The sequence below is a fragment of the Paraburkholderia sp. genome (assembly GCF_035656215.1).
In the GTDB taxonomy this organism is placed as follows: Bacteria; Pseudomonadota; Gammaproteobacteria; order Burkholderiales; family Burkholderiaceae; genus Paraburkholderia.
In genome coordinates this window covers 1-21,747 of record NZ_DASRSY010000370.1, presented here as the reverse complement: position 1 = coordinate 21,747, position 21,747 = coordinate 1, and the positions used below count along the sequence as shown (strand labels likewise).

Annotated in this window: 20 protein-coding genes; 15 read left to right on the top strand and 5 right to left on the bottom strand. The window is 62.0% G+C overall.

All coding sequences use genetic code 11. The features are described from left to right. Nucleotides 1-14 precede the first annotated feature (14 nt). From mraY to lpxC, 11 genes are all read left to right on the top strand, one after another. Nucleotides 15-1,184, top strand: a complete 1,170-nt coding sequence (mraY, locus tag VFE81_RS21675; protein ID WP_325046560.1) for a phospho-N-acetylmuramoyl-pentapeptide-transferase — start codon at nucleotides 15-17, stop codon at nucleotides 1,182-1,184. Between the two features lie 23 nt (nucleotides 1,185-1,207). Then, nucleotides 1,208-2,722, top strand: a complete 1,515-nt coding sequence (murD, locus tag VFE81_RS21670) for a UDP-N-acetylmuramoyl-L-alanine--D-glutamate ligase (RefSeq protein ID WP_325046559.1) — start codon at nucleotides 1,208-1,210, stop codon at nucleotides 2,720-2,722. Continuing rightward, entirely contained in the window at nucleotides 2,719-3,999 is a 1,281-nt protein-coding gene (gene ftsW / locus VFE81_RS21665) for a putative lipid II flippase FtsW (protein WP_325046558.1), read from the top strand. The genes murD and ftsW overlap by 4 nt, the downstream gene beginning before the upstream one ends. Then, nucleotides 3,996-5,114, top strand: a complete 1,119-nt coding sequence (gene murG, locus VFE81_RS21660; protein WP_325046557.1) for an undecaprenyldiphospho-muramoylpentapeptide beta-N-acetylglucosaminyltransferase — start codon at nucleotides 3,996-3,998, stop codon at nucleotides 5,112-5,114. Before ftsW ends, murG begins: the two co-directional genes overlap by 4 nt. Further along, nucleotides 5,111-6,514: a UDP-N-acetylmuramate--L-alanine ligase gene (gene murC, locus VFE81_RS21655; protein WP_325046556.1), complete on the top strand. Its 1,404-nt coding sequence runs from the start codon at nucleotides 5,111-5,113 to the stop codon at nucleotides 6,512-6,514. The genes murG and murC overlap by 4 nt, the downstream gene beginning before the upstream one ends. A 1-nt stretch (nucleotide 6,515) precedes the next feature. Next, entirely contained in the window at nucleotides 6,516-7,457 is a 942-nt protein-coding gene (locus VFE81_RS21650; protein ID WP_325046555.1) for a D-alanine--D-alanine ligase, read from the top strand. 35 nt (nucleotides 7,458-7,492) lie between these two features. After that, nucleotides 7,493-8,245 (top strand): cell division protein FtsQ/DivIB, encoded by a 753-nt coding sequence (locus VFE81_RS21645; RefSeq protein WP_325046554.1) that lies wholly within the window; start codon nucleotides 7,493-7,495, stop codon nucleotides 8,243-8,245. Nucleotides 8,246-8,272: 27 nt separating this feature from the next. Next, the gene (gene ftsA / locus VFE81_RS21640; protein WP_007180311.1) at nucleotides 8,273-9,505 is read left to right on the top strand and encodes a cell division protein FtsA; all 1,233 of its coding nucleotides are present in this window, start codon (nucleotides 8,273-8,275) and stop codon (nucleotides 9,503-9,505) included. 132 nt (nucleotides 9,506-9,637) lie between these two features. Next, complete coding sequence (gene ftsZ, locus VFE81_RS21635) at nucleotides 9,638-10,834, top strand: cell division protein FtsZ (RefSeq protein WP_325046553.1); 1,197 nt, start codon at nucleotides 9,638-9,640, stop codon at nucleotides 10,832-10,834. 250 nt (nucleotides 10,835-11,084) lie between these two features. After that, nucleotides 11,085-11,588, top strand: a complete 504-nt coding sequence (locus VFE81_RS21630) for a peroxiredoxin (RefSeq protein ID WP_325046552.1) — start codon at nucleotides 11,085-11,087, stop codon at nucleotides 11,586-11,588. 290 nt (nucleotides 11,589-11,878) lie between these two features. Continuing rightward, complete coding sequence (gene lpxC, locus VFE81_RS21625; RefSeq protein ID WP_325046551.1) at nucleotides 11,879-12,796, top strand: UDP-3-O-acyl-N-acetylglucosamine deacetylase; 918 nt, start codon at nucleotides 11,879-11,881, stop codon at nucleotides 12,794-12,796. A 79-nt stretch (nucleotides 12,797-12,875) separates the two neighbouring features. On the opposite strand, the gene VFE81_RS21620 is transcribed toward lpxC, so the two are convergent. Further along, the gene (locus tag VFE81_RS21620; RefSeq protein ID WP_325046550.1) at nucleotides 12,876-13,361 is read right to left on the bottom strand and encodes a DciA family protein; all 486 of its coding nucleotides are present in this window, start codon (nucleotides 13,359-13,361) and stop codon (nucleotides 12,876-12,878) included. Between the two features lie 290 nt (nucleotides 13,362-13,651). On the opposite strand from VFE81_RS21620, the gene secA reads away from it, so the two are divergent. From secA to VFE81_RS21600, 4 genes are all read left to right on the top strand, one after another. Continuing rightward, nucleotides 13,652-16,462: a preprotein translocase subunit SecA gene (gene secA / locus VFE81_RS21615; protein ID WP_325046570.1), complete on the top strand. Its 2,811-nt coding sequence runs from the start codon at nucleotides 13,652-13,654 to the stop codon at nucleotides 16,460-16,462. Nucleotides 16,463-16,612: 150 nt separating this feature from the next. Beyond that, on the top strand, nucleotides 16,613-17,854 hold the full coding sequence (gene argJ, locus VFE81_RS21610; protein ID WP_325046549.1) for a bifunctional glutamate N-acetyltransferase/amino-acid acetyltransferase ArgJ: 1,242 nt from the start codon (nucleotides 16,613-16,615) through the stop codon (nucleotides 17,852-17,854). Nucleotides 17,855-17,907: 53 nt separating this feature from the next. Beyond that, nucleotides 17,908-18,777, top strand: coding sequence for an ATP-binding protein (locus tag VFE81_RS21605; RefSeq protein ID WP_325046548.1), 870 nt, complete (start codon nucleotides 17,908-17,910; stop codon nucleotides 18,775-18,777). Next, complete coding sequence (locus VFE81_RS21600; RefSeq protein WP_325046547.1) at nucleotides 18,774-19,196, top strand: NUDIX domain-containing protein; 423 nt, start codon at nucleotides 18,774-18,776, stop codon at nucleotides 19,194-19,196. Before VFE81_RS21605 ends, VFE81_RS21600 begins: the two co-directional genes overlap by 4 nt. Before the next feature lie 104 nt (nucleotides 19,197-19,300). Here the strand turns inward: VFE81_RS21600 and VFE81_RS21595 are convergent, their stop codons facing one another. From VFE81_RS21595 to VFE81_RS21580, 4 genes are all read right to left on the bottom strand, one after another. Then, nucleotides 19,301-19,498, bottom strand: coding sequence for a DNA gyrase inhibitor YacG (locus VFE81_RS21595; RefSeq protein ID WP_325046546.1), 198 nt, complete (start codon nucleotides 19,496-19,498; stop codon nucleotides 19,301-19,303). 114 nt (nucleotides 19,499-19,612) lie between these two features. Then, nucleotides 19,613-20,368 (bottom strand): cell division protein ZapD, encoded by a 756-nt coding sequence (zapD, locus tag VFE81_RS21590; protein WP_325046545.1) that lies wholly within the window; start codon nucleotides 20,366-20,368, stop codon nucleotides 19,613-19,615. 315 nt (nucleotides 20,369-20,683) lie between these two features. Then, nucleotides 20,684-21,286 carry a dephospho-CoA kinase gene (gene coaE / locus VFE81_RS21585; protein ID WP_325046544.1) on the bottom strand — a complete coding sequence of 201 codons (603 nt, stop codon included), beginning with the start codon at nucleotides 21,284-21,286 and terminating at the stop codon, nucleotides 20,684-20,686. A 3-nt stretch (nucleotides 21,287-21,289) separates the two neighbouring features. Then, on the bottom strand, nucleotides 21,290-21,747 hold a 458-nt coding region (locus tag VFE81_RS21580; RefSeq protein WP_325046543.1), incomplete at its 5' end, for an A24 family peptidase.

Genomic DNA, 21,747 nt, shown 5'->3' with positions numbered 1-21,747 from the left:
AGAAGGACCGAAGCATGCTACTGGCGCTGGCGCAATGGCTGCAGAATGACGCAAGCTTCTTGCGCGTGTTCAGTTATCTGACTTTCCGTGCGGTGATGGCCACCATTACCGCGCTGCTGATCGGGCTCGTCTGCGGCCCGGCGGTGATCCGCAAGCTGACCGCGATGAAGGTCGGCCAGGCCGTTCGTAAAGACGGTCCGCAATCGCACCTCGTCAAATCCGGTACGCCGACGATGGGCGGAGTGCTGATTCTGCTCGGCATTGCCGTGTCGACGTTGTTGTGGGCCGATCTGACCAACCGTTTCATCTGGATCGTGATGCTCGTCACGTTTGGCTTCGGCGTGATCGGTTGGGTCGACGATTACCGCAAGGTGGTCTACAAGGACCCGCGCGGAATGTCGTCGCGTGAAAAGTATTTCTGGCAGTCGGTGATCGGTCTGTTCGCGGCGGTCTATCTCGCGTTCAGCGTTTCCGAAGCGAGCAACGTACGCGTGTTCGACCTGTTCATGGCGTGGGTGCGCAGCGGTTTGTCGATGGGCTTGCCGGCGCGCGCCGACCTGATGCTGCCGTTCGTCAAATCGATCAGCTATCCGCTCGGCGTGTGGGGCTTCATCGTGCTGACGTATCTGGTGATCGTCGGTTCGAGCAACGCGGTGAATCTTACTGACGGTCTCGACGGTCTCGTGATCATGCCGGTCGTGCTGGTCGGCGCATCGCTCGGCGTGTTCGCTTATGTGATGGGTAGTTCGGTCTATTCGAAGTACCTGTTGTTTCCGCATATCGCCGGTGCGGGCGAGTTGCTGATCTTCTGTTCGGCGATGGGCGGGGCGGGGCTCGCGTTCCTCTGGTTCAACACGCACCCGGCGCAGATGTTCATGGGCGACGTCGGCGCATTGGCGCTGGGCGGCGCGCTCGGCACGGTCGCGGTGATCGTGCGTCAGGAAATCGTGCTCTTCATCATGGGCGGCATTTTCGTCGCGGAGACGCTCTCCGTGATGCTGCAGGTTACGTGGTTCAAGTTCACCAAGCGCCGCTTCGGCGAAGGGCGGCGTCTCTTCAAGATGGCGCCGCTGCATCACCATTTTGAATTGTCGGGCTGGAAGGAAACGCAGGTGGTGGTGCGTTTCTGGATCATCACGTTGATGTTGTGCCTGTTCGGTTTGTCCACGCTCAAGTTGCGTTAAGTCGTATTTAGGGGAAGCAGGCGATGTTTGGCGAGAAGTTTCGGGATCGGCAAAAGCCGATGGTGCTCGTGCTGGGACTCGGTGAATCCGGTCTCGCGATGGCGCGCTGGTGCGCGCGGCACGGCTGTCGGCTGCGTGTGGCCGATACGCGCGAGGTGCCGCCGAACCTGTCCGCTATGGAAGCGCACGGTGTCGATGCCGAGTTCATCGGCGGCCCGTTTTCGCCGGTGCTGCTCGACGGTGTCGAGCTCGTGGCGATCAGCCCGGGTTTGTCGCCGCTCGCCGCCGACTTGCTGCCGTTGATCTCGGCGGCGCGTGAGCAGGATATCCCCGTGTGGGGCGAACTCGAATTCTTCGCGCAAGCGTTGAAGACGCTTGGCGAAAGCGGCTATGTGCCGAAGGTGATCGCGATCACCGGCACCAACGGCAAGACCACGACGACGAGCCTGACCGGCTTGCTGTGCGAACGCGCCGGCAAGAAGGTCGCGGTGGCGGGCAATATCAGCCCGGCTGCGCTGGACAAGCTCAGCGAAGCGATCGACAACACCGCGTTGCCCGACGTGTGGGTACTGGAGCTGTCGAGCTTCCAGCTGGAAACCGCCCATACGTTTACGCCGGACGCAGCGGTCGTTCTGAACATCACCCAGGATCACCTGGACTGGCACGGCGGCCTCGATGCGTACGCCGCGGCGAAGGGCCGTATCTTCGGTACACAGACCGTGCGCGTACTGAACCGCGACGATTCGCGCGTGATGGCGCTTGCTCCTTCCGAGGGCGGTGAAGCGGCGATGATCACGTTCGGCGTGACGGAGCCGAAGAATGATGGCGACTACGGTTTGCTGCGCGACAACGGCATGGTCTGGCTAGTGGAGGCACACGATCGCGACGCGAGCGACGAGCCTGCGCCGACGCGCCGCCGCAAGAACGAAGTGACGGCACCGAAGAACATCGCGCTAAAACGTCTGATGCCGGCGGACGCGCTGCGGATTCGTGGCCTGCACAACGCTGCAAACGCATTGGCCGCGTATGCATTGGCGCGTGCGATCGGTCTGCCTGGCGCGCCACTCCTGCACGGTTTGCGTGAATACCACGGCGAGCCGCATCGCGTGGAATTGATCGCGTCGATCGAAGGTATCGATTACGTCGACGACAGCAAGGGCACCAACGTCGGTGCAACGGTTGCCGCGCTCGACGGTCTCGCGCAACGCGCGGTGCTGATCGTCGGCGGTGACGGCAAGGGTCAGGATTTCGAACCGCTCGCCACGCCCGTGATGCGCTGGTGCCGCGCCGTGATGCTGATCGGCCGCGACGCACCGCAGATTCGCGCCGCGCTGGAAGACACCGGCATCGCGATGACCGACCACGCGACGCTCGAAGAAGCGACGCGGGCCGCCACCGCATTGGCGCAACCCGGGGACGTCGTGCTGCTGTCGCCGGCTTGCGCGAGCTTCGACATGTTCAAGGGTTACGCACATCGCGCGGCGGTGTTTCGCAGCACGGTGGAAGACATCGCGGCCGAACGGGGGACGATGATATGAGCTGGTCGGAACGCTTCGGTTCGCGCCTTGCCGGCTCCCGTGCCGGCAATGGCGATACAGGTAGCGCGGGCCGCACCTCCAGCCGTACCGGCGGCAGTGGGCTCGCGAGCGCCGTGAACGGCGTGCGTCCGCTGCGCTCGCGGATGCTCGACTACGATCACTCGCTGCTGTGGGTGGTCGTGGCGCTGCTAGGTCTTGGCGTCGTGATGGTGTATTCGGCGTCGATCGCGATGCCCGATTCGCCGAAGTACGCGTCATACCGCGATTACGCATTTCTGGTGCGCCAGCTTATTTTCGTGGTGATGGGCTCGGTGATCGGCGTCGTGTCGTTCCGCATCCCGATCTCGACGTGGGACAAGTACGCGCCAAAGCTCTTCCTGCTTTCGCTGCTCGCACTGGTGATCGTGCTGATCCCGCACGTCGGTAAGGGCGTGAACGGCGCGCGTCGCTGGATTCCGCTCGGCATCACGAACATGCAGCCGTCGGAAATCATGAAGCTGGCCGTGACGATTTACGCGGCCAATTACACGGTGCGCAAACAGGAGTACATGCAGAGCTTCGCCAAGGGCTTTCTGCCGATGGCGGTTGCAGTGGGTCTCGTCGGCGCGTTGCTGCTGCTCGAGCCAGACATGGGCGCGTTCATGGTGATCGCCGCGATCGCGATGGGCGTGCTGTTTCTCGGCGGCGTGAACGGCAAGCTGTTCGGCGGCCTGGTGGCCACCGCGGTCGGCACGTTCAGCTTGCTGGTGTGGGCGTCACCGTGGCGTCGTGAGCGGATCTTCGCTTACCTCGATCCATGGGACGACCGTTACGCGCAGGGCAAGGCCTATCAATTGACGCACTCGCTGATCGCTTTCGGGCGCGGCGAGTGGTTTGGCGTGGGCTTGGGCGGCAGTGTCGAGAAGCTCAATTATCTGCCGGAAGCGCATACCGACTTCATCCTCGCGGTGATCGGCGAGGAACTCGGTTTTGTCGGCGTGCTTGTGGTGATCCTGATGTTCTACTGGATCGTGCGCCGCTCGTTTGAGATTGGCCGCCAGGCACTCGCGCTCGACCGCACGTTCGCGGGGCTGGTGGCGAAGGGCATCGGCATCTGGTTCGGGGCGCAGACCTTTATCAATATGGGCGTGAACCTTGGCTTGCTGCCGACCAAGGGCCTCACGTTGCCGCTCGTCAGCTACGGCGGTTCGGGCATCTTGCTGAACTGCGTCGCGGTGGCCGTATTGATGCGCGTGGACTACGAGAACCGGGTGTTGATGCGAGGAGGGAAGGTATGACGGCTCTCCCGCAACGCACGCTGATGGTGATGGCCGGTGGCACCGGGGGACATGTGTTCCCGGGGCTCGCGGTCGCGCACCTGATGCAGGCGTGGGGCTGGAAGGTCGTATGGCTTGGCAACCCTGCGGGCATGGAAGCGACGCTGGTGCCGAAACACGGCATCCCGATGGAATACGTGCGCTTTGGCGGACTGCGCGGCAAAGGCCTGAAGACCAAACTGATGTTGCCGCTGAATCTGCTGCGCGCCTGTTCGCAAAGTCTGAGCGTGTTGCGTCGCGTGAAGCCGGACGTCGTGCTTGGCATGGGTGGTTACATCACGTTCCCAGCGGGGTTGATGACTGCGTTGAGCGGCCGTCCACTGGTGTTGCATGAACAGAATTCGATCGCGGGTCTCGCCAACAAGGTGCTTGCGAAAGTCGCCAAACGCGTGCTGGTGGCATTCCCGAATGCGCTGCCGCACGGCGAATGGACCGGAAACCCGATTCGCGCGGAACTTGCGCGCGCAATTGCACCCAAAGCACGCTACGCGCAGCGCAGTGGTCCACTGAATGTGCTGGTGGTGGGCGGCAGTCTGGGCGCGGCGGCATTGAATGAAGTGGTGCCGCGTGCGGTTGCGCTGCTGGCGCCGAATGAACGTCCGCGCATCGTGCATCAGGCGGGCGCGAAGCATATTGAAGCGCTGCGTGAGAACTACGCGGCAGCGGGACTGCAAGCCGGTGCCGATGTAGAACTCGTACCCTTCATCGACGACATGACGAGCGCGTACGCGAACGCGGATCTGGTGATCTGCCGTTCGGGCGCGATGACCGTGTCGGAGATTTCAGCAGTAGGAGTGGCGGCGTTTTTTGTACCGTTCCCATTTGCAGTAGACGATCACCAAACCACTAATGCAGCGTTCCTCGCCGATAACGGCGCGGCGCTGGTCGTGCAGCAACGCGATCTGTCGGCGGAAAAGCTCGCCGACTGGTTGCGCAGCCAGACGCGAGAGACCCTCGCGGAAATGGCGGAGCGTTCGCGCTCGCTCGCGAAACCCGACGCCACGGAACAGGTCGCAAAGATTTGCGCGACTGTGGCGGGTTCGATTTCGGGCGCGAGCCCAGAAGGAAAGCAATGAAACACATCGTCAAACATATTCACTTTGTCGGCATCGGCGGTGTCGGCATGAGCGGCATCGCGGAGGTGCTGGTCAACCTCGGCTATCAGGTGAGCGGCTCGGATCTCACGAGCAACGCCATTACCGATCGCCTCGCCGCACTCGGCGCGCGGATCGCGATCGGTCACGCGGCAGAGAACATCGAAGGTGCGAACGCCGTGGTCGTTTCCACAGCGGTGCGTAGCGACAACCCGGAAGTGCTGGCCGCGCGTCATCGCCGCATTCCGATCGTGCCGCGCGCGGTGATGCTCGCGGAACTGATGCGCCTGAAGCAGGGCATTGCGATTGCCGGCACGCACGGCAAGACCACAACCACGTCGCTGGTGGCGAGCGTGCTGGCGGCGGGCGGGCTGGATCCGACGTTTGTGATTGGCGGCCGCCTGATCAGCGCGGGCGCGAATGCGCGCCTGGGTACGGGCGACTTTATCGTCGCCGAAGCGGATGAGTCGGATGCGTCGTTCCTGAATCTGTTCCCGGTGATCGAGGTCATCACGAACATCGACGCCGATCACATGGACACGTACGGCCACGACTTCGCGCGGCTCAAGCAGGCGTTCATCGAATTCACGCACCGTCTGCCGTTCTATGGGATCGCGGTGCTGTGCGTCGATGATCCGAACGTGAAAGAGATCCTGCCGTTCGTGTCGAAGCCGATCATCCGCTACGGTTTTGCGCCGGACGCGCAAGTGCGTGCCGTCAACGTAGAAGCACGCAACGGCAAGATGCATTTCACGGCGATGCGCGAAGACGCGGCCCCGATCGACATCGTCCTGAACCTGCCGGGCGAGCACAACGTGCAGAACGCTTTGGCCGCAATTGCAATTGCGACTGAACTTGAAGTGAAAGATGCCGATATCCAGCGAGCACTCGCGGATTTCAACGGCGTGGGGCGACGCTTCCAGCGTTACGGCGAAGTGCCGGTCGTGTCGGAAGGCAAACCTGCCGGTGCGTACACGCTGGTCGACGACTACGGTCATCACCCGGTTGAAATGGCGGCTACGGTGGCGGCGGCGCGCGGTGCGTTTCCGGGGCGGCGTCTGGTGCTGGCATTCCAGCCGCACCGCTTCACGCGCACGCGCGATTGCTTCGAAGATTTTGTGAAGGTGTTGTCGACCGTCGACGCCCTTGTGCTGACCGAAGTCTATTCGGCCGGTGAAGCGCCGATCGTCGCCGCGGACGGCCGCGCCCTGGCACGTGCGCTGCGCGTGGCGGGCAAGGTCGAACCGGTGTTTGTCGATACGGTGGATGAAGTGCCGGACGCGCTCTCAGCAGTGGTGCGCGACGGCGATGTGGTGATCACGATGGGCGCGGGTTCGATCGGCGGTGTGCCGGGTCGCCTGGCGCAAGAAACGAAGGTGTGAGATGAGCAGCATCGATCCTAAACGATTCGGCAAGGTGGCAGTCCTACTCGGTGGTGTGTCTGCCGAGCGCGAAGTGTCGCTCACGTCCGGCCGCCTGGTGCTGCAAGCGCTGCGCGACGCCGGTATCGACGCCCATTCGTTCGACCCGTGCGAGCGTCCGCTCGCCGAGCTGAAGGCAGAAGGTTTCGACCGCGCGTTCATTGCCCTGCATGGCGGCTATGGCGAGAACGGCCAGATTCAGGGCGCACTCGACTTTTACGGCATCAAGTACAACGGCAGCGGCGTGCTCGGCTCGGCGCTCGGTCTGGACAAATTCCGCACCAAGCTCGTGTGGCAGCAACTCGGCATTCCGACGCCGCAGTTCGAGGCCGTGCTGCGTGGCGACGACTATGAAGCACGCGCGAAAGACATCGTCGCGAAACTTGGCTTGCCGTTGTTTGTGAAGCCCGCGAGCGAAGGCTCGAGCGTCGCGGTGATCAAGGTGAAAAGCGCCGACGCGTTGCCGGCAGCGCTGCTCGAAGCGGTCAAGTACGACAGGATCGTCGTGGTCGAAAAGAGCATTGAAGGCGGCGGCGAGTACACCGCGTGTATCGCCGGCGATCTCGATCTGCCGGTGATCCGCATCGTGCCGGCCGGCGAGTTTTACGACTACCACGCGAAGTACATCGCCAACGACACGCAGTACCTGATTCCGTGCGGTCTGGCGGCCGACGAAGAGGCCCGTCTGAAAGTGCTGGCGCGCCGTTCGTTCGACGTACTCGGCTGCACCGATTGGGGCCGCGCCGATTTCATGCTGGATGCGGATGGCAATCCGTACTTCCTGGAAGTGAACACGGCGCCTGGAATGACCGATCACTCGCTGCCGCCGAAAGCGGCGCGTGCGGTGGGCATTAGCTATCAGGAACTGGTTGTCAGCGTGTTGGCGCTGACACTCAAGGACTAACCAAGGACTAAGCGGGGCAACCCGAAAGCAACACCATGTGGAACAACGTTCGCCAGCTCAATCTCGCCGCCAACGTATTGCATGCGTTGCTGGTGCTCGTGCTGCTGGCGGCAGGCGGTTACTGGCTGATCCAGCGTCCGAATTTCGCGCTGCGCGAAATCCAGATCGACGGCGACACGGAGCACATCAATTCGCCGACGGTGCGCGCCGGCGTAGTAGGGCGGTTGAAGGGCAACTTTTTTACGGTGGATCTCGATGTCGCGCGGCAGGCGTTCGAGCAGATGCCGTGGGTGCGTCACGCGAGCGTGCGGCGGGTCTGGCCGAATGCGCTGGCTGTCACGCTCGAGGAGTACAAACCGCTTGGAACGTGGGGCAGCGATCAACTGGTGAGCGTGGACGGCGACCTGTTCACCGCGAACCAGGGTGAGCTCGAAGAGGAGCTGCCCGCGTTCGACGGCCCGGACGGTACGGCAAAAGAAGTCGTCGCGCGGTATAGCGACTTCAAGAAGTGGTTTGCGCCGCTAGGCGCGACACCGGATGAAGTCACGCTGTCGCCGCGGTACGCGTGGACGGTGAAGCTGTCGAACGGAATGCAGGTGGAACTTGGGCGCGAACGCAATCAGGACACGCTGCTGGATCGCAGCAAGCGGCTGACCGCGGCGTGGAACGCGGTGACGCAACGTTGGGGAAAGGATATTGAGTATGCGGACTTGCGCTATCCGAACGGTTTCGCGATTCGTGCCGCTGGCATGCGCTTCATCAGCGAACCCGACAAGGGCAAGAAGTAAACGGACATCACACGCAATGAGCACGCTATGAGTAAAGACTATAAAGATCTGCTGGTCGCCCTCGACATTGGGACGTCGAAGGTAGTGGCTATCGTCGCCGAGTTGAAGGGCGAGGGTCACTACGAGGTGATCGGCCTCGGCCAGAGCGAATCGAAGGGGCTCAAGAAAGGCGTGGTGGTGAACATCGAAGCCACCGTGCAGTCCATTCAGCGTGCGCTTGAAGAAGCCGAGCTGATGGCCGACTGCAAGATTACGAACGTGTTTACCGGGATCGCCGGCAGCCATATCCGCAGCTTCAATTCGAGCGGCATGGTGGCGATCAAGGAGAAGGAAGTCACGCAGACGGATGTGGCGCGCGTGATCGAGACGGCGAAGGCGATCAACATCCCGACCGATCAGCAAGTGCTGCACATCCTGACGCAGGAATTCATCATCGACGGCCAGGAAGACGTGCGCGAGCCGATCGGCATGAGCGGTATTCGCCTCGAAGTGAAGGTGCATATCGTCACCGGCGCGGTGAGCGCGGCGCAGAACATCGTCAAGTGCGTGCGCCGTTGCGGGCTCGAGGTCAACGATCTGATCCTGCAGCCGCTCGCTTCGTCGCTGGCGGTGCTGACGGAAGATGAAAAAGAACTCGGCGTGGTTCTGGTCGATATCGGCGGCGGCACGACTGATATCGCGATTTTCAGCGAAGGCGCGATTCGTCACACGGCGGTGATTCCGATCGCCGGCGACCAGATCACGAGCGACATCGCGATGGCGTTGCGCACACCGACGCCGGACGCGGAAGACATCAAGGTCGACTACGGCATTGCGAAGCAGGCCCTGGCCGATCCGGACGAAATGATCGAGGTGCCGGGTCTCGGCGAGCGTGGTCCGCGCACGCTGTCGCGCCAGGCGCTGGCGGCGGTGGTCGAGCCGCGTGTCGAAGAACTGTTTTCACTCGTGCAGCAGGTGGTGCGCGAGTCGGGTTACGAGGAGCTGCTGAGCTCCGGCGTGGTGCTGACCGGCGGCGCGTCGATGATGCTCGGCATGGTCGAACTCGGCGAGGACATTTTCCTGAAGCCGGTGCGCATTGGTGTGCCGGAATACGCGGGCGGTCTCGCCGACGTAGTGCGTAACCCGCGCTATTCGACGGCGATGGGTCTGCTCGTCGAAGGGCGCTCGCAACGGATGCGCGGCCGCAAGGTCGCAGTGCAGTCGGGGTCGATGGGTCAGGTCTTCACGCGAATGAAAGACTGGTTCCTCGGCAACTTCTGACGAATTCTGGTTTTGAACGGTTTTACGTAAACACGCGCTGGTGCCGGCGGCTGGCGCGCGACAGGGGGTTGCCCGATCTCCTGCCGAATAACGGCCGAAGTGGCTGCAATTTTTTATCTTGACGGAGGCAACATGGAATTCCAGATGCTGGAAACCGAAACGAACGGCACCATCATCAAGGTGATCGGAGTAGGTGGCGCTGGCGGCAATGCCGTTCAGCACATGATCAACAAAGGCGTGCAAGGCGTCGACTTCATCGTGATGAATACGGACGCGCAGGCTCTGTCGCGTTCGCGCGCTTCCGCGGTGATCCAGCTCGGCAACACGGGTCTGGGCGCCGGCGCCAAGCCGGAAATGGGCCGCGCAGCAGCAGAAGAAGCACGTGAGCGCATCGCCGACGCACTGCGCGGCGCGCACATGGTGTTCATCACCGCCGGCATGGGCGGTGGCACGGGTACGGGTGCAGCTCCCGTGGTCGCGCAGATCGCCAAGGAAATGGGTATCTTGACTGTTGGCGTGGTCAGCAAGCCGTTCGAATTCGAAGGCGGCAAGCGCATGCGTGTAGCAGAAGCCGGTTCGCAGCAACTGGAGGATCACGTCGACTCGCTGATCGTCGTTCTGAACGACAAGCTGTTCGAGGTGATGGGCGATGATGCCGAGATGGACAAGTGCTTCCAGTGCGCAGACGACGTTCTGAACAACGCAGTTGCCGGTATCGCGGAAATAATCAATGTTGATGGTCTGGTGAACGTCGACTTTGAAGACGTGAAGACGGTGATGGGCGAGCAGGGCAAGGCGATGATGGGCACGGCGACGGTTGCCGGCGTCGATCGCGCACGTCTGGCTGCTGAGCAGGCTGTGGCCAGCCCGCTGCTGGAAGGGGTGGATCTGTCGGGCGCGCGTGGCGTGCTGGTCAACATCACGTCGAGCCGTTCGCTGCGTCTGTCGGAAACGCGCGAAGTGATGAACACCATCAAGAGCTATGCTGCAGAAGACGCAACCGTGATCTTCGGCGCGGTGTACGACGATGCAATGGGCGACGCACTGCGCGTGACGGTCGTGGCAACGGGTCTGGGCCGTGCGGCGAAGAAGCAGCAATCGGCACCGATGACGCTGCTGCGCACCGGCACGGACAACCAGCCGATCGGCACGCATGCGGCCTACACGCCGTCGTCGTCGCATGCAAGCACGGCCGATTACGGCGCGCTGGACACGCCGGCTGTGTGGCGCACGTCGCGCGATACGGCAGCTTCGCACGTGCAGGCGCTGCAGGAAAAGGGCGTCGATACGTACGACATTCCGGCGTTCCTGCGCAAGCAGGCGGACTGAGCGCACGAGCAGGCTTTCGTTGCCGCGTTGTTTTTGAGAGCGCTGGCGGACGAATGCACGAGCGTGGCGGGTGAACGGCGAACAAGCCGCGTATCGTCTGATTCGCGGCAAGGACAGGTGCCCTCTTCGGATTCGCGAAGCGGATGGGGCGACTGTCGCCGGATGGCGGAGCCTGTAGTTAGGCAGACGCTGAATTCACTGCGACACGACAACGTGCGAGCGTGCTTCGCATCGATGCAAAGGACTGAGCATGATTCAGACAGGTGAAAAGCTACCCGACGCGATGCTCTTCGAATTCGTCGAAGACGCGCGAGCGGGCTGCACGCTGGGGCCTAACAGCTTCAACGTGCACGAGCAGACGGCGGGCAAGCGCGTGGTGATCTTCGGGTTGCCGGGCGCGTTCACGCCGACCTGTTCGGCCAAACATGTACCGGGTTACGTCGAGCACGCCGAGCAGTTGCGCGCTCTTGGCGTCGACGAGATCTGGTGCGTGTCCGTCAACGACGCGTTCGTAATGGGCGCGTGGGGACGCGATCAGCACGCCTCGGGCAAGGTGCGCATGATGGCGGACGGCAGTGCGGCTTTCACGCGGGCGCTCGGTCTTGAGCAGGATTTGTCGGCGCGCGGCATGGGAATCCGTTCCCAGCGCTACGCGATGGTTGTCGACGACGGCGTGGTCAAGACGTTGAACGTCGAGGCTGCCGGCAAATTCGAAGTGAGCGATGCAGGGAGTATTCTCGCTACGTTGAGCTAGTTACGATTGCGTTAGCCCCCTTCGCCCGAGCCTGCGCGGTTACCGCGTTGTATCAGGGCAACGGCGCATAAAGACGCTTTTGTGACAGGCCGTTACGCGGGCCGATGACCGGAAACGCCTCCATTCCGGACATCGGCCCGTCACGCTTTCCCTGACGGGCGCCCATTGGGTAATGCCGCGAAACAGATTGATACGTTCCGCGCAAAGACGCTCCTTAGGGTATTGGAGTATACTTCGCGCTATGGAATAAAAAGTCCCGATTGGGATTTTCAATCGAATAGAAGATCACCATGTTGAAGCAGCGCACTATCAAATCAATCGTCAAGACAGTCGGCATCGGCCTGCACTCCGGCCGCAAAGTCGACTTGACGCTCCGCCCGGCGGCGCCGGACACGGGCATTGTGTTTTCACGCGTGGATTTGGCCACGCCGGTGGACATTCCTGCGTCGGCGTTGGCGATTGGCGATACGCGTCTGGCTTCCGTGCTGCAAAAAGACGGCGCGCGCGTGTCGACCATCGAGCATTTGATGTCCGCATGCGCAGGCCTCGGTATCGATAATCTTTATATCGACGTTACCGCTGAAGAAATTCCGATCATGGACGGCAGTGCGGGTTCGTTCGTGTTTCTGATTCAGTCAGCCGGTATTGAAGAACAGAACGCGCCGAAGAAATTCATCAAGGTCACCAAGCCTGTGGAAATTCGCGACGGCGATAAATTCGCGCGTCTCGATCCGTATTTCGGTTTCAAGCTCAAATTCACCATTGATTTTCGTCATCCGGCTGTGGATAAAACCGGCCAGGCGCTGGAAGTGGATTTTGCCCATACGTCGTATGTGCGGGAAATCGCTCGTGCGCGTACGTTCGGTTTTGCGCATGAAGTAGAAATGATGCGCGAACTCGGTTTGGCGCGCGGCGGCAGCATGGATAACGCCATCGTGCTGGACGAATACCGCATTCTGAACAACGACGGCCTTCGTTACGATGACGAATTCGTGAAGCACAAGATGCTCGACGCGATCGGCGATCTGTACGTGATCGGCCATCCGTTGCTGGCTTCGTACACGGCGTACAAGTCGGGCCACGGTCTGAACAACGCGCTGCTGCGCGAGCTGCTGGCGCACGAGGATTCGTACGAAATCGTCTCGTTCGAGGACACGCAGAAGGCGCCGCGCGGCTTCGCGTACGAAACGCAGACGGCGTTTGCATAATCTGATTAGCGCCTCGGATGAAATTTCCGAAGCGAATGGATGAAAAATAAGCGGCCCATCTGGGCCGCTTATTTTTTGTTCAGCGATTTCGCCGATGCCGCGCTGCCATTTTCGCTAACGCTTCCTGCAGCGGCGAGGGCGCGAGCGATTCGGAGAGCGCTTGCAGCGCGTCCGCGCCAACCGGCGTCATGCGTGCCTGCTTGACCGGCGGCGGCTCCTTCAGGGGCTGTGGCCGCACGCGAATCCGCAGCGCATTGACCGGCCACCCGCGCTGCTGCAGGTCCGACAGCAATCGCGGCTCGATCTGGCGCAGGCGCGCCGCCAGTGCGTTGTGCGCGGCAAACAGGGCCAGCACGCCTTCCTTGATGAAGCTCGGCTCCACGCTCGTGGCCAGATAATCCGGCAGCAGCTCGCGCAGATCCTTTTCCAGCGCCGCAATCTGTTCGACGCCCGCGCGCAGGGCCACGAACGCGTCGGTGCGATTCAGCACTTCGGCGACGGGCTGCGGGCGGCGCGCTTTGAACTGCTTGGGCGGCGGCCTTGAAAAGGACGGAAAACGGCTCATGTTTAGTCGTAGCGGCGTGTTCGCACCCTATGTGCGTTCACGCCGCGATTGTACCGCGCGGGATGCACGCGGACCCGCCTCAATGCGTACCGTTGGAGGTCGCTGCGGCGGGCTTTCTGTGCCTTGCCGCCGTCGCGCCTCTGACACAGGCGCGGGCGGGGGCGCGTGCTAAAATGCCCGATTCGAATTCACTCTTGGACTAAGCCGCCGAGGCCCTTCCGACCCCGGAGCGCACGTGCATGAACCGCACGCCGCGAACCAGCCGAAGCCGCGACGCAGACACCGATCCGATGACCACCGGTTTTCTACAGAAGATTTTTGGCAGCCGCAACCAGCGGCTAGTCAAGCAATATCAAAAGACCGTCACGGCGATCAATGCGCTCGAGCCGCAGATCGAGCAATTGACGGACGATCAACTGCGCGCCAAAACGGGTGAATTCCGCCAGCGTGTCGCGAGTGGCGAGTCGCTCGACAAGCTCCTGCCGGAAGCCTTCGCGGTGTGCCGCGAGGCCAGCAAGCGGGTGCTGAAAATGCGTCACTTCGACGTGCAGCTGATCGGCGGCATGGTCCTGCACTACGGCAAGATCGGCGAAATGCGTACTGGTGAAGGCAAGACGCTCGTCGCCACGTTGCCGGTCTACCTGAATGCGCTGTCCGGCCGCGGCGTACACGTCGTCACGGTCAACGACTACCTTGCACAGCGCGATGCCGAATGGATGGCGCGTCTGTACAACTTCCTCGGTCTGTCAGTCGGCATCAACCTGTCGCAGATGGATCATGGCGCGAAGCAGGAAGCGTACGCCGCTGACATTACCTACGGCACCAACAACGAATTCGGCTTCGACTACCTGCGTGACAACATGGTCTACGAGACCGACGCGCGCGTGCAGCGAGCCCTGAATTTCGCGGTGGTCGACGAGGTCGACTCGATCCTGATCGACGAAGCCCGTACGCCGCTGATCATCTCCGGGCAGGCCGAAGATCACACCGAACTCTACGTGCGCATGAATGCGCTGCCGCCGCTGCTCGAACGCCAGATCGGCGAAGAGAAAGCAGACGGCACCGGCGTCGAAAAGCCTGGCGACTACACGCTGGACGAGAAAGGCCGCCAGGTCTTCCTGACGGAATCGGGCCACGAAAAGGCCGAACGCCTGCTCGCCGAATGGGGCCTGATCGGCGAGGGCGAAAGCCTGTACGCGCCGCAGAACATCACGCTGATGCACCACGTGTACGCCGCACTGCGCGCGCACACGCTGTTCTTCAAAGATCAGCACTACGTCGTGCAGAACGGCGAAGTCGTGATCGTCGACGAATTCACCGGCCGTCTGATGTCGGGCCGCCGCTGGTCGGACGGCTTGCACCAGGCCGTTGAGGCGAAGGAACACGTCAAGATCCAGAGCGAGAATCAGACGCTCGCGTCGATCACGTTCCAGAACTATTTCCGTATGTACGCGAAGCTGTCCGGCATGACCGGCACGGCCGATACTGAAGCGTACGAATTCAACGAGATCTACGGTCTCGAAACGGTCGTGATCCCGACCAACCGTCCGCCGAAGCGGACCGACAAGCAGGATCAGATCTACAAGACCGCCAAGGAACGCTACGACGCGGTGATCCGCGACATCCGCGATTGCTACGAGCGTGGTCAGCCGGTGCTGGTCGGCACGACGTCGATCGAAAACTCGGAACTGCTGTCGCATCTGCTGAAGCAGGCCGGGTTGCCGCACGAAGTGCTGAACGCCAAGCAGCACGCGCGTGAAGCGGAGATCGTCGCCGAAGCAGGCCGTCCGAAGCGTGTCACGATCGCCACGAACATGGCCGGTCGCGGTACCGACATCGTGCTCGGCGGCAATGCCGAAAAGCAGGCGTCCTTCCTCGAACAGGATGAAACGCTGTCTGACGAGGAGAAGCAACGCCGTATCCAGAAACTGCACGACGAATGGCAGGCACTGCACGATCAGGTGAAGGCCGCGGGCGGTCTGCACATCATCGGCACTGAACGTCACGAATCGCGCCGGATCGACAATCAGTTGCGCGGCCGTGCCGGCCGTCAGGGCGACCCGGGTTCGTCACGCTTCTATCTGTCGCTGGAAGATCCGCTGCTGCGCATTTTTGCGGGTGATCGCGTGCGCGCGATCATGGACCGCCTGAAGATGCCGGAAGGCGAGGCGATCGAGGCAGGCATCGTGTCGCGTTCGATCGAATCGGCGCAGCGCAAGGTTGAAGCGCGCAACTTCGACGTTCGCAAGCAATTGCTTGAATACGACGATGTGTCGAACGATCAGCGCAAGGTGATCTATCAGCAGCGCAATGAATTGCTCGAAGCGAACGACATCACCGAAACCATCGGCGCCATGCGTCATGGCGTGATCGCCGATATCGTTCACCAGTTTGTGCCGGCCGGCAGCATCGAAGAGCAGTGGGACGTGCCCGAGCTGGAAGAAGTGCTGCGCAACGAATGGCAGCTCGACCTCGCGATCCAGGAAATGATCAACGAGTCGAACTCGATCAGCGTGGACGAGATTCTCGAAGCTGTCGAAGCCGCGGCGGACGAAGCGTACGAATCGAAGGTCGAACAGGTCGGCCGCGAATCGTTCAGCGCGTTCGAACGCTCGATCATGCTGCAAACGCTGGACCGTAGCTGGCGCGAACATCTGGCCGCGCTTGATCACTTGCGCCAGGGTATCCATCTGCGCGGTTATGCGCAAAAGAATCCGAAGCAGGAATACAAGCGTGAGGCGTTCGAACTTTTCGCTGCGATGCTCGACGCCGTGAAGCTCGAAGTCACCCGTGTGGTGATGAACGTGCAGATCCAGTCGCCGGAACAGTTGGAACAGGCTGCCGAGCAGTATGAAGAGCAAGGCAGCCACCTCGAGAACGTCGAGTTCCGTCATGCTGAATTCGCCGAAGCGGCAGCAGCAGCGCCTGCCGCAGCGGAAGCGGCTACCGCCGCAATGATCGGCGACGCGATGAGCCACGGCTCCTCGCAAGCCCTCGCGTCGGACCTGAGCGCGGACAGCGTGCCGAAGGTCGGCCGCAACGACCCGTGCCCGTGTGGCAGCGGCAAGAAGTACAAGCAGTGCCACGGCAAGATCGCGTAATGCCGAAAGCGGCGAGCTTTAAGCGCGCCGCTTCGTTTTACACGGTGCTTTGCTGGTGATTTCGCGGTGGTTCGGCAACACGCCCGAGCCATCAGTTTTCGATTCCCCGATGCCGGCGCCTGCCGGCATTTTCTTCGACAGGTCGCGACCATGGCTGTCAATTTCCCCTCGATCGATCCAGCTCGACTCCATCCTATCGCCGGCGTGACGCTGGGCTGGGCGGAGGCGAATATCCGCAAGCCGAACCGCAAGGATGTGCTGGTCATTTCCGTCGGCGAAGGCGCAACGGTAGGCGGTGTGTTTACCCAGAACCGTTTCTGCGCCGCGCCTGTCACGGTGTGCCGCGAGAATCTGGAGCGCGTGCGGGCCGGCGGCAAGCCGATTCGCGCGCTGGTGATCAACACCGGTAATGCGAACGCGGGCACGGGCGAACCGGGCCTCGTGGCTGCGCGCGAAACCTGCGCCGAACTCGCGCGTCTCGCGGACATCACCCCGGAACAGGTACTGCCGTTTTCGACGGGCGTGATTCTGGAACCGCTGCCGGTCGATCGTTTGAAGGCAGGTCTGCCGGCCGCGCTGGCGAACCGCCAGGAAGCCAACTGGTACGACGCCGCCCAGGCGATCATGACCACGGACACGCTGCCGAAAGCCACCTCGCGCCAGGTCACAATCGACGGCCACACCGTCACGCTCACCGGCATCAGCAAGGGCGCCGGCATGATCAAGCCGAACATGGCGACCATGCTCGGCTTCCTCGCGTTCGACGCTGCCGTCGCGCAACCGGTGCTCGACGCACTGGTCAAGCACGTCGCGGATCGCTCGTTCAACTGCATCACGATCGACAGCGATACGTCGACCAACGATTCTTTCATCCTGATTGCCTCGGGCAAATCGAGCCTGCCTGCGATCACGTCTACCGATTCGCCCGCTTATGCAGCGTTGCGCGACGCGGTGACCGAAGTCGCCCAGATCCTCGCACAATTGATCGTGCGCGACGGCGAAGGCGCGACCAAATTCATGACCGTGCATGTCGAAGGCGGCTCGAGCGTCGGTGAATGCCGCCAGATCGCGTACGCGATCGGCCATTCGCCGCTCGTGAAGACGGCCTTCTACGCATCGGACCCGAATCTCGGCCGCATTCTCGCGGCCATCGGCTATGCCGGCGTGGACGATCTCGACGTCGGCAAGATCGATCTGTATCTGGACGACGTGCTGGTCGCCACTGCCGGCGGCCGCAATCCGGCCTACCGTGAGGAAGACGGCCAGCGCGTCATGAAAAAGAGCGAGATCGGCATTCGCGTCGTACTCGGCCGCGGCAACGCGCAAGCCACGATCTGGACTTGCGATCTGTCGCACGACTACGTGAGCATCAACGCCGACTATCGTTCGTAACCAGGTTCCTCATTAGGGTTTTTACGCGGCGTCTGGCCGCTTACCTCACAGCCATGGACAAACTCGAACAGTTTCTGACCCGGGCCGAAGCCGTGCTCGTCCGCCTCGAAGCAATGCTTCCGCCCGCTGCACCGCAGATCGACTGGTCGGCAGCGGTTGCTTTTCGCTGGCGCAAGCGCCAGGGGCGCGGCTATCTGCAGCCGGTTCCGGCCATCTCGTCGATCACGCTCGACGACCTGCAAAACATCGATCGCCAGAAAGGTCTGATCGAACAGAACACCCGTCAATTCGTGCACAAGCAGCCGGCCAATAACGTGCTGCTGACGGGCGCGCGCGGCACCGGCAAGTCGTCACTGATCAAGGCTTGCCTGAACGCCTATGCGAAAGACGGCCTGCGCCTGATCGAAGTGGATAAAGACGATTTGCACGATCTCGGCGACATCGTCGATCTGATCGCGCAGCGGCCGGAGCGCTTCGTGGTGTTCTGCGACGACCTGTCGTTCGAAGACGGCGAGTCGGGCTACAAAGCGCTGAAGGTTGCGCTGGACGGCTCGATCGCTGCGCAGTCGGACAACGTGCTGATCTACGCCACGTCCAACCGCCGCCATCTGTTGCCGGAGTACATGAGCGACAACGAGACGTACAAGCACACGTCCGACGGCGAGATTCATCCGGGTGAACTGGTTGAAGAAAAGATTTCACTGTCCGAGCGTTTTGGGCTGTGGGTCAGCTTCTATCCGTTCAAGCAGGACGACTACCTGTCGATCATCGGCCACTGGCTACGCCATTTCGGCTGCGACGACGCGGAAGTCGAGGCGGCGCGCGGCGATGCGCTGGTGTGGGCGCTGGAGCGCGGCTCGCGCTCCGGGCGTGTCGCATGGCAATTCGCTCGCGACTGGTCTGGCCGGAAGACCCCGGTATGAGTGACGCGCAGAAGAACGCGGCCGGCCGCCCGGTGACTGAAGTCGCTGTTGGCGTGCTGATTCAGCCGGACGGACGTTATCTGTTGGCGCAGCGCCCGGCAGGCAAGCCGTACGAGGGGTACTGGGAGTTTCCGGGCGGCAAGCTGGAGGCGGGTGAGTCGGTCGAGGCCGCATTAGCTCGCGAGCTGCACGAAGAACTGGGTATCGACGTCAGGGCGAGCCATCTTTGGCACACGCTCGAACACGATTATCCGCACGCTTACGTGCGGCTGTTCTTCTGCAAGGTGACGGAGTGGACCGGCGAGCCGCACGGCCGCGAAGGCCAGGCATTTGTCTGGCAGATGCTGCCGGCTGACGTCTCACCGCTATTGCCGGCGACGATTCCCGTGCTGGAATGGCTCGCGGCTGAGAAAAACTAGAAAAACGGTACACGGTTGCAGGCGGCGCGGCGTGAGCAGCGTCGCCTCGCGCGACCGCAGCACGCCTCTACGTGCCTTTGCAGCCTTGCACAGTGCACAGCCGCTCAGTGCGGGTTGTAATCCCCACCAGACGACTCATCCGCCGGCGCTTCTTCATCCGTGCCGCCAATCTTGTACTTCTCAGCGGCCCAGGCGCCGAGGTCGGTCTGCTTGCAGCGGTCTGAGCAGAACGGGCGGAAGCGGTTTTCAGGGGTCCAGCGGACATCTTTTCCGCAAGTGGGGCATTTGACGACGGTAGGCATACGGTCAGGCAGTCGATCGGAAACGGAACAAGTAATGAATATAGGGGCATTTTTCGCCGCTTTAAAGGCGCGGCCCCGCGATTCGGCTCTACGAGGCAGCCGATAAAGGCTGGCTTACAGGCTGCAAAGCGTGAGCTGGAACGGCACGTCGACATCCACCGCACGCGGACGCAAGTCGCCGTCCTGCACCGTGAACCGCACCCAGAGCATGTATTTGTTAGCGCTGGCCTCTGGAATCACGCGCAATTCAGGTGTCACCCGTACCTGCATCAACTGGTATGAACGGCCTGACAGCATCTGCTGATAGCTGCCCTGCATCGCCATGACCTTGGACGCCTGACCGGATTCGCGCGCGAGGCGCAGCACGATTGTTGCCGCATCGCGCAACGGCAGTAGCGGTGTGACCCATTTGGCGATGTCCTGCCGGCGCTGATCGGGATGAATCTGCTGCCACGCATAGTACGAAGGCAAATCGAACTTGCAGGTGCCGCCCGGGATGATCGCGCGGCTGCGGATGCTGGCAAGCCACTCATTGTCCGCCAGATGCTGGCCGGTCTTGCCCTGCATCTGTGAAAGCCCTGACAGGGTCTGCTCGATTTCTCCCAGCACCGCCTCCAGCGCGTTCTGCTCGATGCCCGGATTGCCCCGGAACGGCGCCAGTGTTTGCCGTTGGCGTTCGAGTTCCTTCATCAGATCGGACTTAAGATCCGCGCGACCGGCAACGTCTGAGATTTCGAACAACGTTGTCAGTGCGACGTGATGTTCCCTGGCGTCTTCCTGGGTCAGGAAGAACGTGAAACGCTCGAACAGATCTTCGAGGCGCAATAGCGTCCGGATTCGCTCGTTGAAGGGATACTCGTAAAGGATCAAGCGGGCTCGCCTCGGGCGTGGTCGGTGACGGGAATGCAGAACATTCTAATGCCGTGAGACTACCCTAGCAATCACACACTTTTTCAGCGCGCTTCCGCAACTTTTTTCACGTGTTTCGGGCGGTTTTCTGCATGCTTCGGCTCGCGTGCCGCGGCAAAGTTCAACGGATGGGCGCGAGACGTGGTGCGCTGACTGCATGTGCCGCTCGTGCGGTACTTACGTGGTGCTTACATGACGTTCACGTGTCGGGTCCGGCGGACTCATCGAACGCTCATCGGCGAAGATGCCGCTCAGCAAACCGCGTTCCGTGTGTTCTCATGCGCCCGCTAAAGACAGATAGACGCGATGCTGCGCATCGACGTGCGCCTTGAGCGCATCAAGCGGCGCATTGTCGTTGTCGATGACGTCGTCGGCCGCGGCGAGGCGTGCGTCGCGTGTCGCCTGGCGGCCGATGATTGCGAGCACCTGTTCACGACTGAACCCGTTGCGATTCATCACGCGTGAGATTTGCGTCTCGACGCTGCAATCGACCGTCAGCACACGATTCACGCGAGTCTTCCAACTTCCCGACTCCACGAGCAGCGGTACCACCACGATCACGTACGGCCCTTGCGCTTCACGCTGTTCGCGCTCGGTCTCCGCACGAATCAACGGATGCGTGATGCTTTCAAGGCGTTTGCGCGCGCCGTCGTCGCTGAACACCAGCGTGCGCATGCGGGCGCGGTCTAGCGAACCATCTGCCGCAACGAACGAGTCGCCGAACTCCGCAGCGATCTGTGGCATCGCAATGCCATGCGGCGCCGTAATGTGGTGCGCGATCAAGTCCGTGTCGACAAGCGGCACGCCGTGCGCGGCGAACAGGTCGGCCACGGTCGATTTGCCGCTGCCGATGCCACCAGTCAATCCCACAACAAACATGCTTCAGCCTCCCAACGCCAGATAAAGCGGTGTGCCGAGAAATAGCGTAACAGCCCCGCCCGCTGCGAGAAACGGCCCGAACGGCAGTGGCTCTTCAAAGCGCATGCGGCCGCGCCACGTCGCCGCGAGACCGACCACCGCGCCGGCGACAGCCGCGATCAGCACGATCTGCGGTAATGCCTCCCAGCCAAGCCAGGCGCCAAGCGCAGCCAGCAGTTTGAAGTCACCATAACCCATACCTTCGACGCCACGCACCAGTCGGAACAGCCAATGCACGGCCCACAGCACCAGATAGCCGAAGATCGCGCCCAGCACGGCATCGTGGAGACTCGCGAACATACCATTGAAGTTGACGATGAGACCGGCCCACAAAAGTGGCAGCGTCATGGAGTCGGGGAGCAGATGGGTGTCGATGTCGATCGCGCTCATCGCAAGCAGAGCGGCGCATAGTCCGAAGGTGG

Excerpts from the sequence above, each read along its gene's own strand:
- mraY (WP_325046560.1), top strand. The coding sequence starts at position 15 with ATGCTACTGGCGCTGGCGCAATGGCTGCAGAATGACGCAAGCTTCTTG.
- murD (WP_325046559.1), top strand. The coding sequence starts at position 1,208 with ATGTTTGGCGAGAAGTTTCGGGATCGGCAAAAGCCGATGGTGCTCGTG.
- ftsW (WP_325046558.1), top strand. The coding sequence starts at position 2,719 with ATGAGCTGGTCGGAACGCTTCGGTTCGCGCCTTGCCGGCTCCCGTGCC.
- murG (WP_325046557.1), top strand. The coding sequence starts at position 3,996 with ATGACGGCTCTCCCGCAACGCACGCTGATGGTGATGGCCGGTGGCACC.
- murC (WP_325046556.1), top strand. The coding sequence starts at position 5,111 with ATGAAACACATCGTCAAACATATTCACTTTGTCGGCATCGGCGGTGTC.
- VFE81_RS21650 (WP_325046555.1), top strand. The coding sequence starts at position 6,516 with ATGAGCAGCATCGATCCTAAACGATTCGGCAAGGTGGCAGTCCTACTC.
- VFE81_RS21645 (WP_325046554.1), top strand. The coding sequence starts at position 7,493 with ATGTGGAACAACGTTCGCCAGCTCAATCTCGCCGCCAACGTATTGCAT.
- ftsA (WP_007180311.1), top strand. The coding sequence starts at position 8,273 with ATGAGTAAAGACTATAAAGATCTGCTGGTCGCCCTCGACATTGGGACG.
- ftsZ (WP_325046553.1), top strand. The coding sequence starts at position 9,638 with ATGGAATTCCAGATGCTGGAAACCGAAACGAACGGCACCATCATCAAG.
- VFE81_RS21630 (WP_325046552.1), top strand. The coding sequence starts at position 11,085 with ATGATTCAGACAGGTGAAAAGCTACCCGACGCGATGCTCTTCGAATTC.
- lpxC (WP_325046551.1), top strand. The coding sequence starts at position 11,879 with ATGTTGAAGCAGCGCACTATCAAATCAATCGTCAAGACAGTCGGCATC.
- VFE81_RS21620 (WP_325046550.1), bottom strand. The coding sequence starts at position 13,361 with ATGAGCCGTTTTCCGTCCTTTTCAAGGCCGCCGCCCAAGCAGTTCAAA.
- secA (WP_325046570.1), top strand. The coding sequence starts at position 13,652 with ATGACCACCGGTTTTCTACAGAAGATTTTTGGCAGCCGCAACCAGCGG.
- argJ (WP_325046549.1), top strand. The coding sequence starts at position 16,613 with ATGGCTGTCAATTTCCCCTCGATCGATCCAGCTCGACTCCATCCTATC.
- VFE81_RS21605 (WP_325046548.1), top strand. The coding sequence starts at position 17,908 with ATGGACAAACTCGAACAGTTTCTGACCCGGGCCGAAGCCGTGCTCGTC.
- VFE81_RS21600 (WP_325046547.1), top strand. The coding sequence starts at position 18,774 with ATGAGTGACGCGCAGAAGAACGCGGCCGGCCGCCCGGTGACTGAAGTC.
- VFE81_RS21595 (WP_325046546.1), bottom strand. The coding sequence starts at position 19,498 with ATGCCTACCGTCGTCAAATGCCCCACTTGCGGAAAAGATGTCCGCTGG.
- coaE (WP_325046544.1), bottom strand. The coding sequence starts at position 21,286 with ATGTTTGTTGTGGGATTGACTGGTGGCATCGGCAGCGGCAAATCGACC.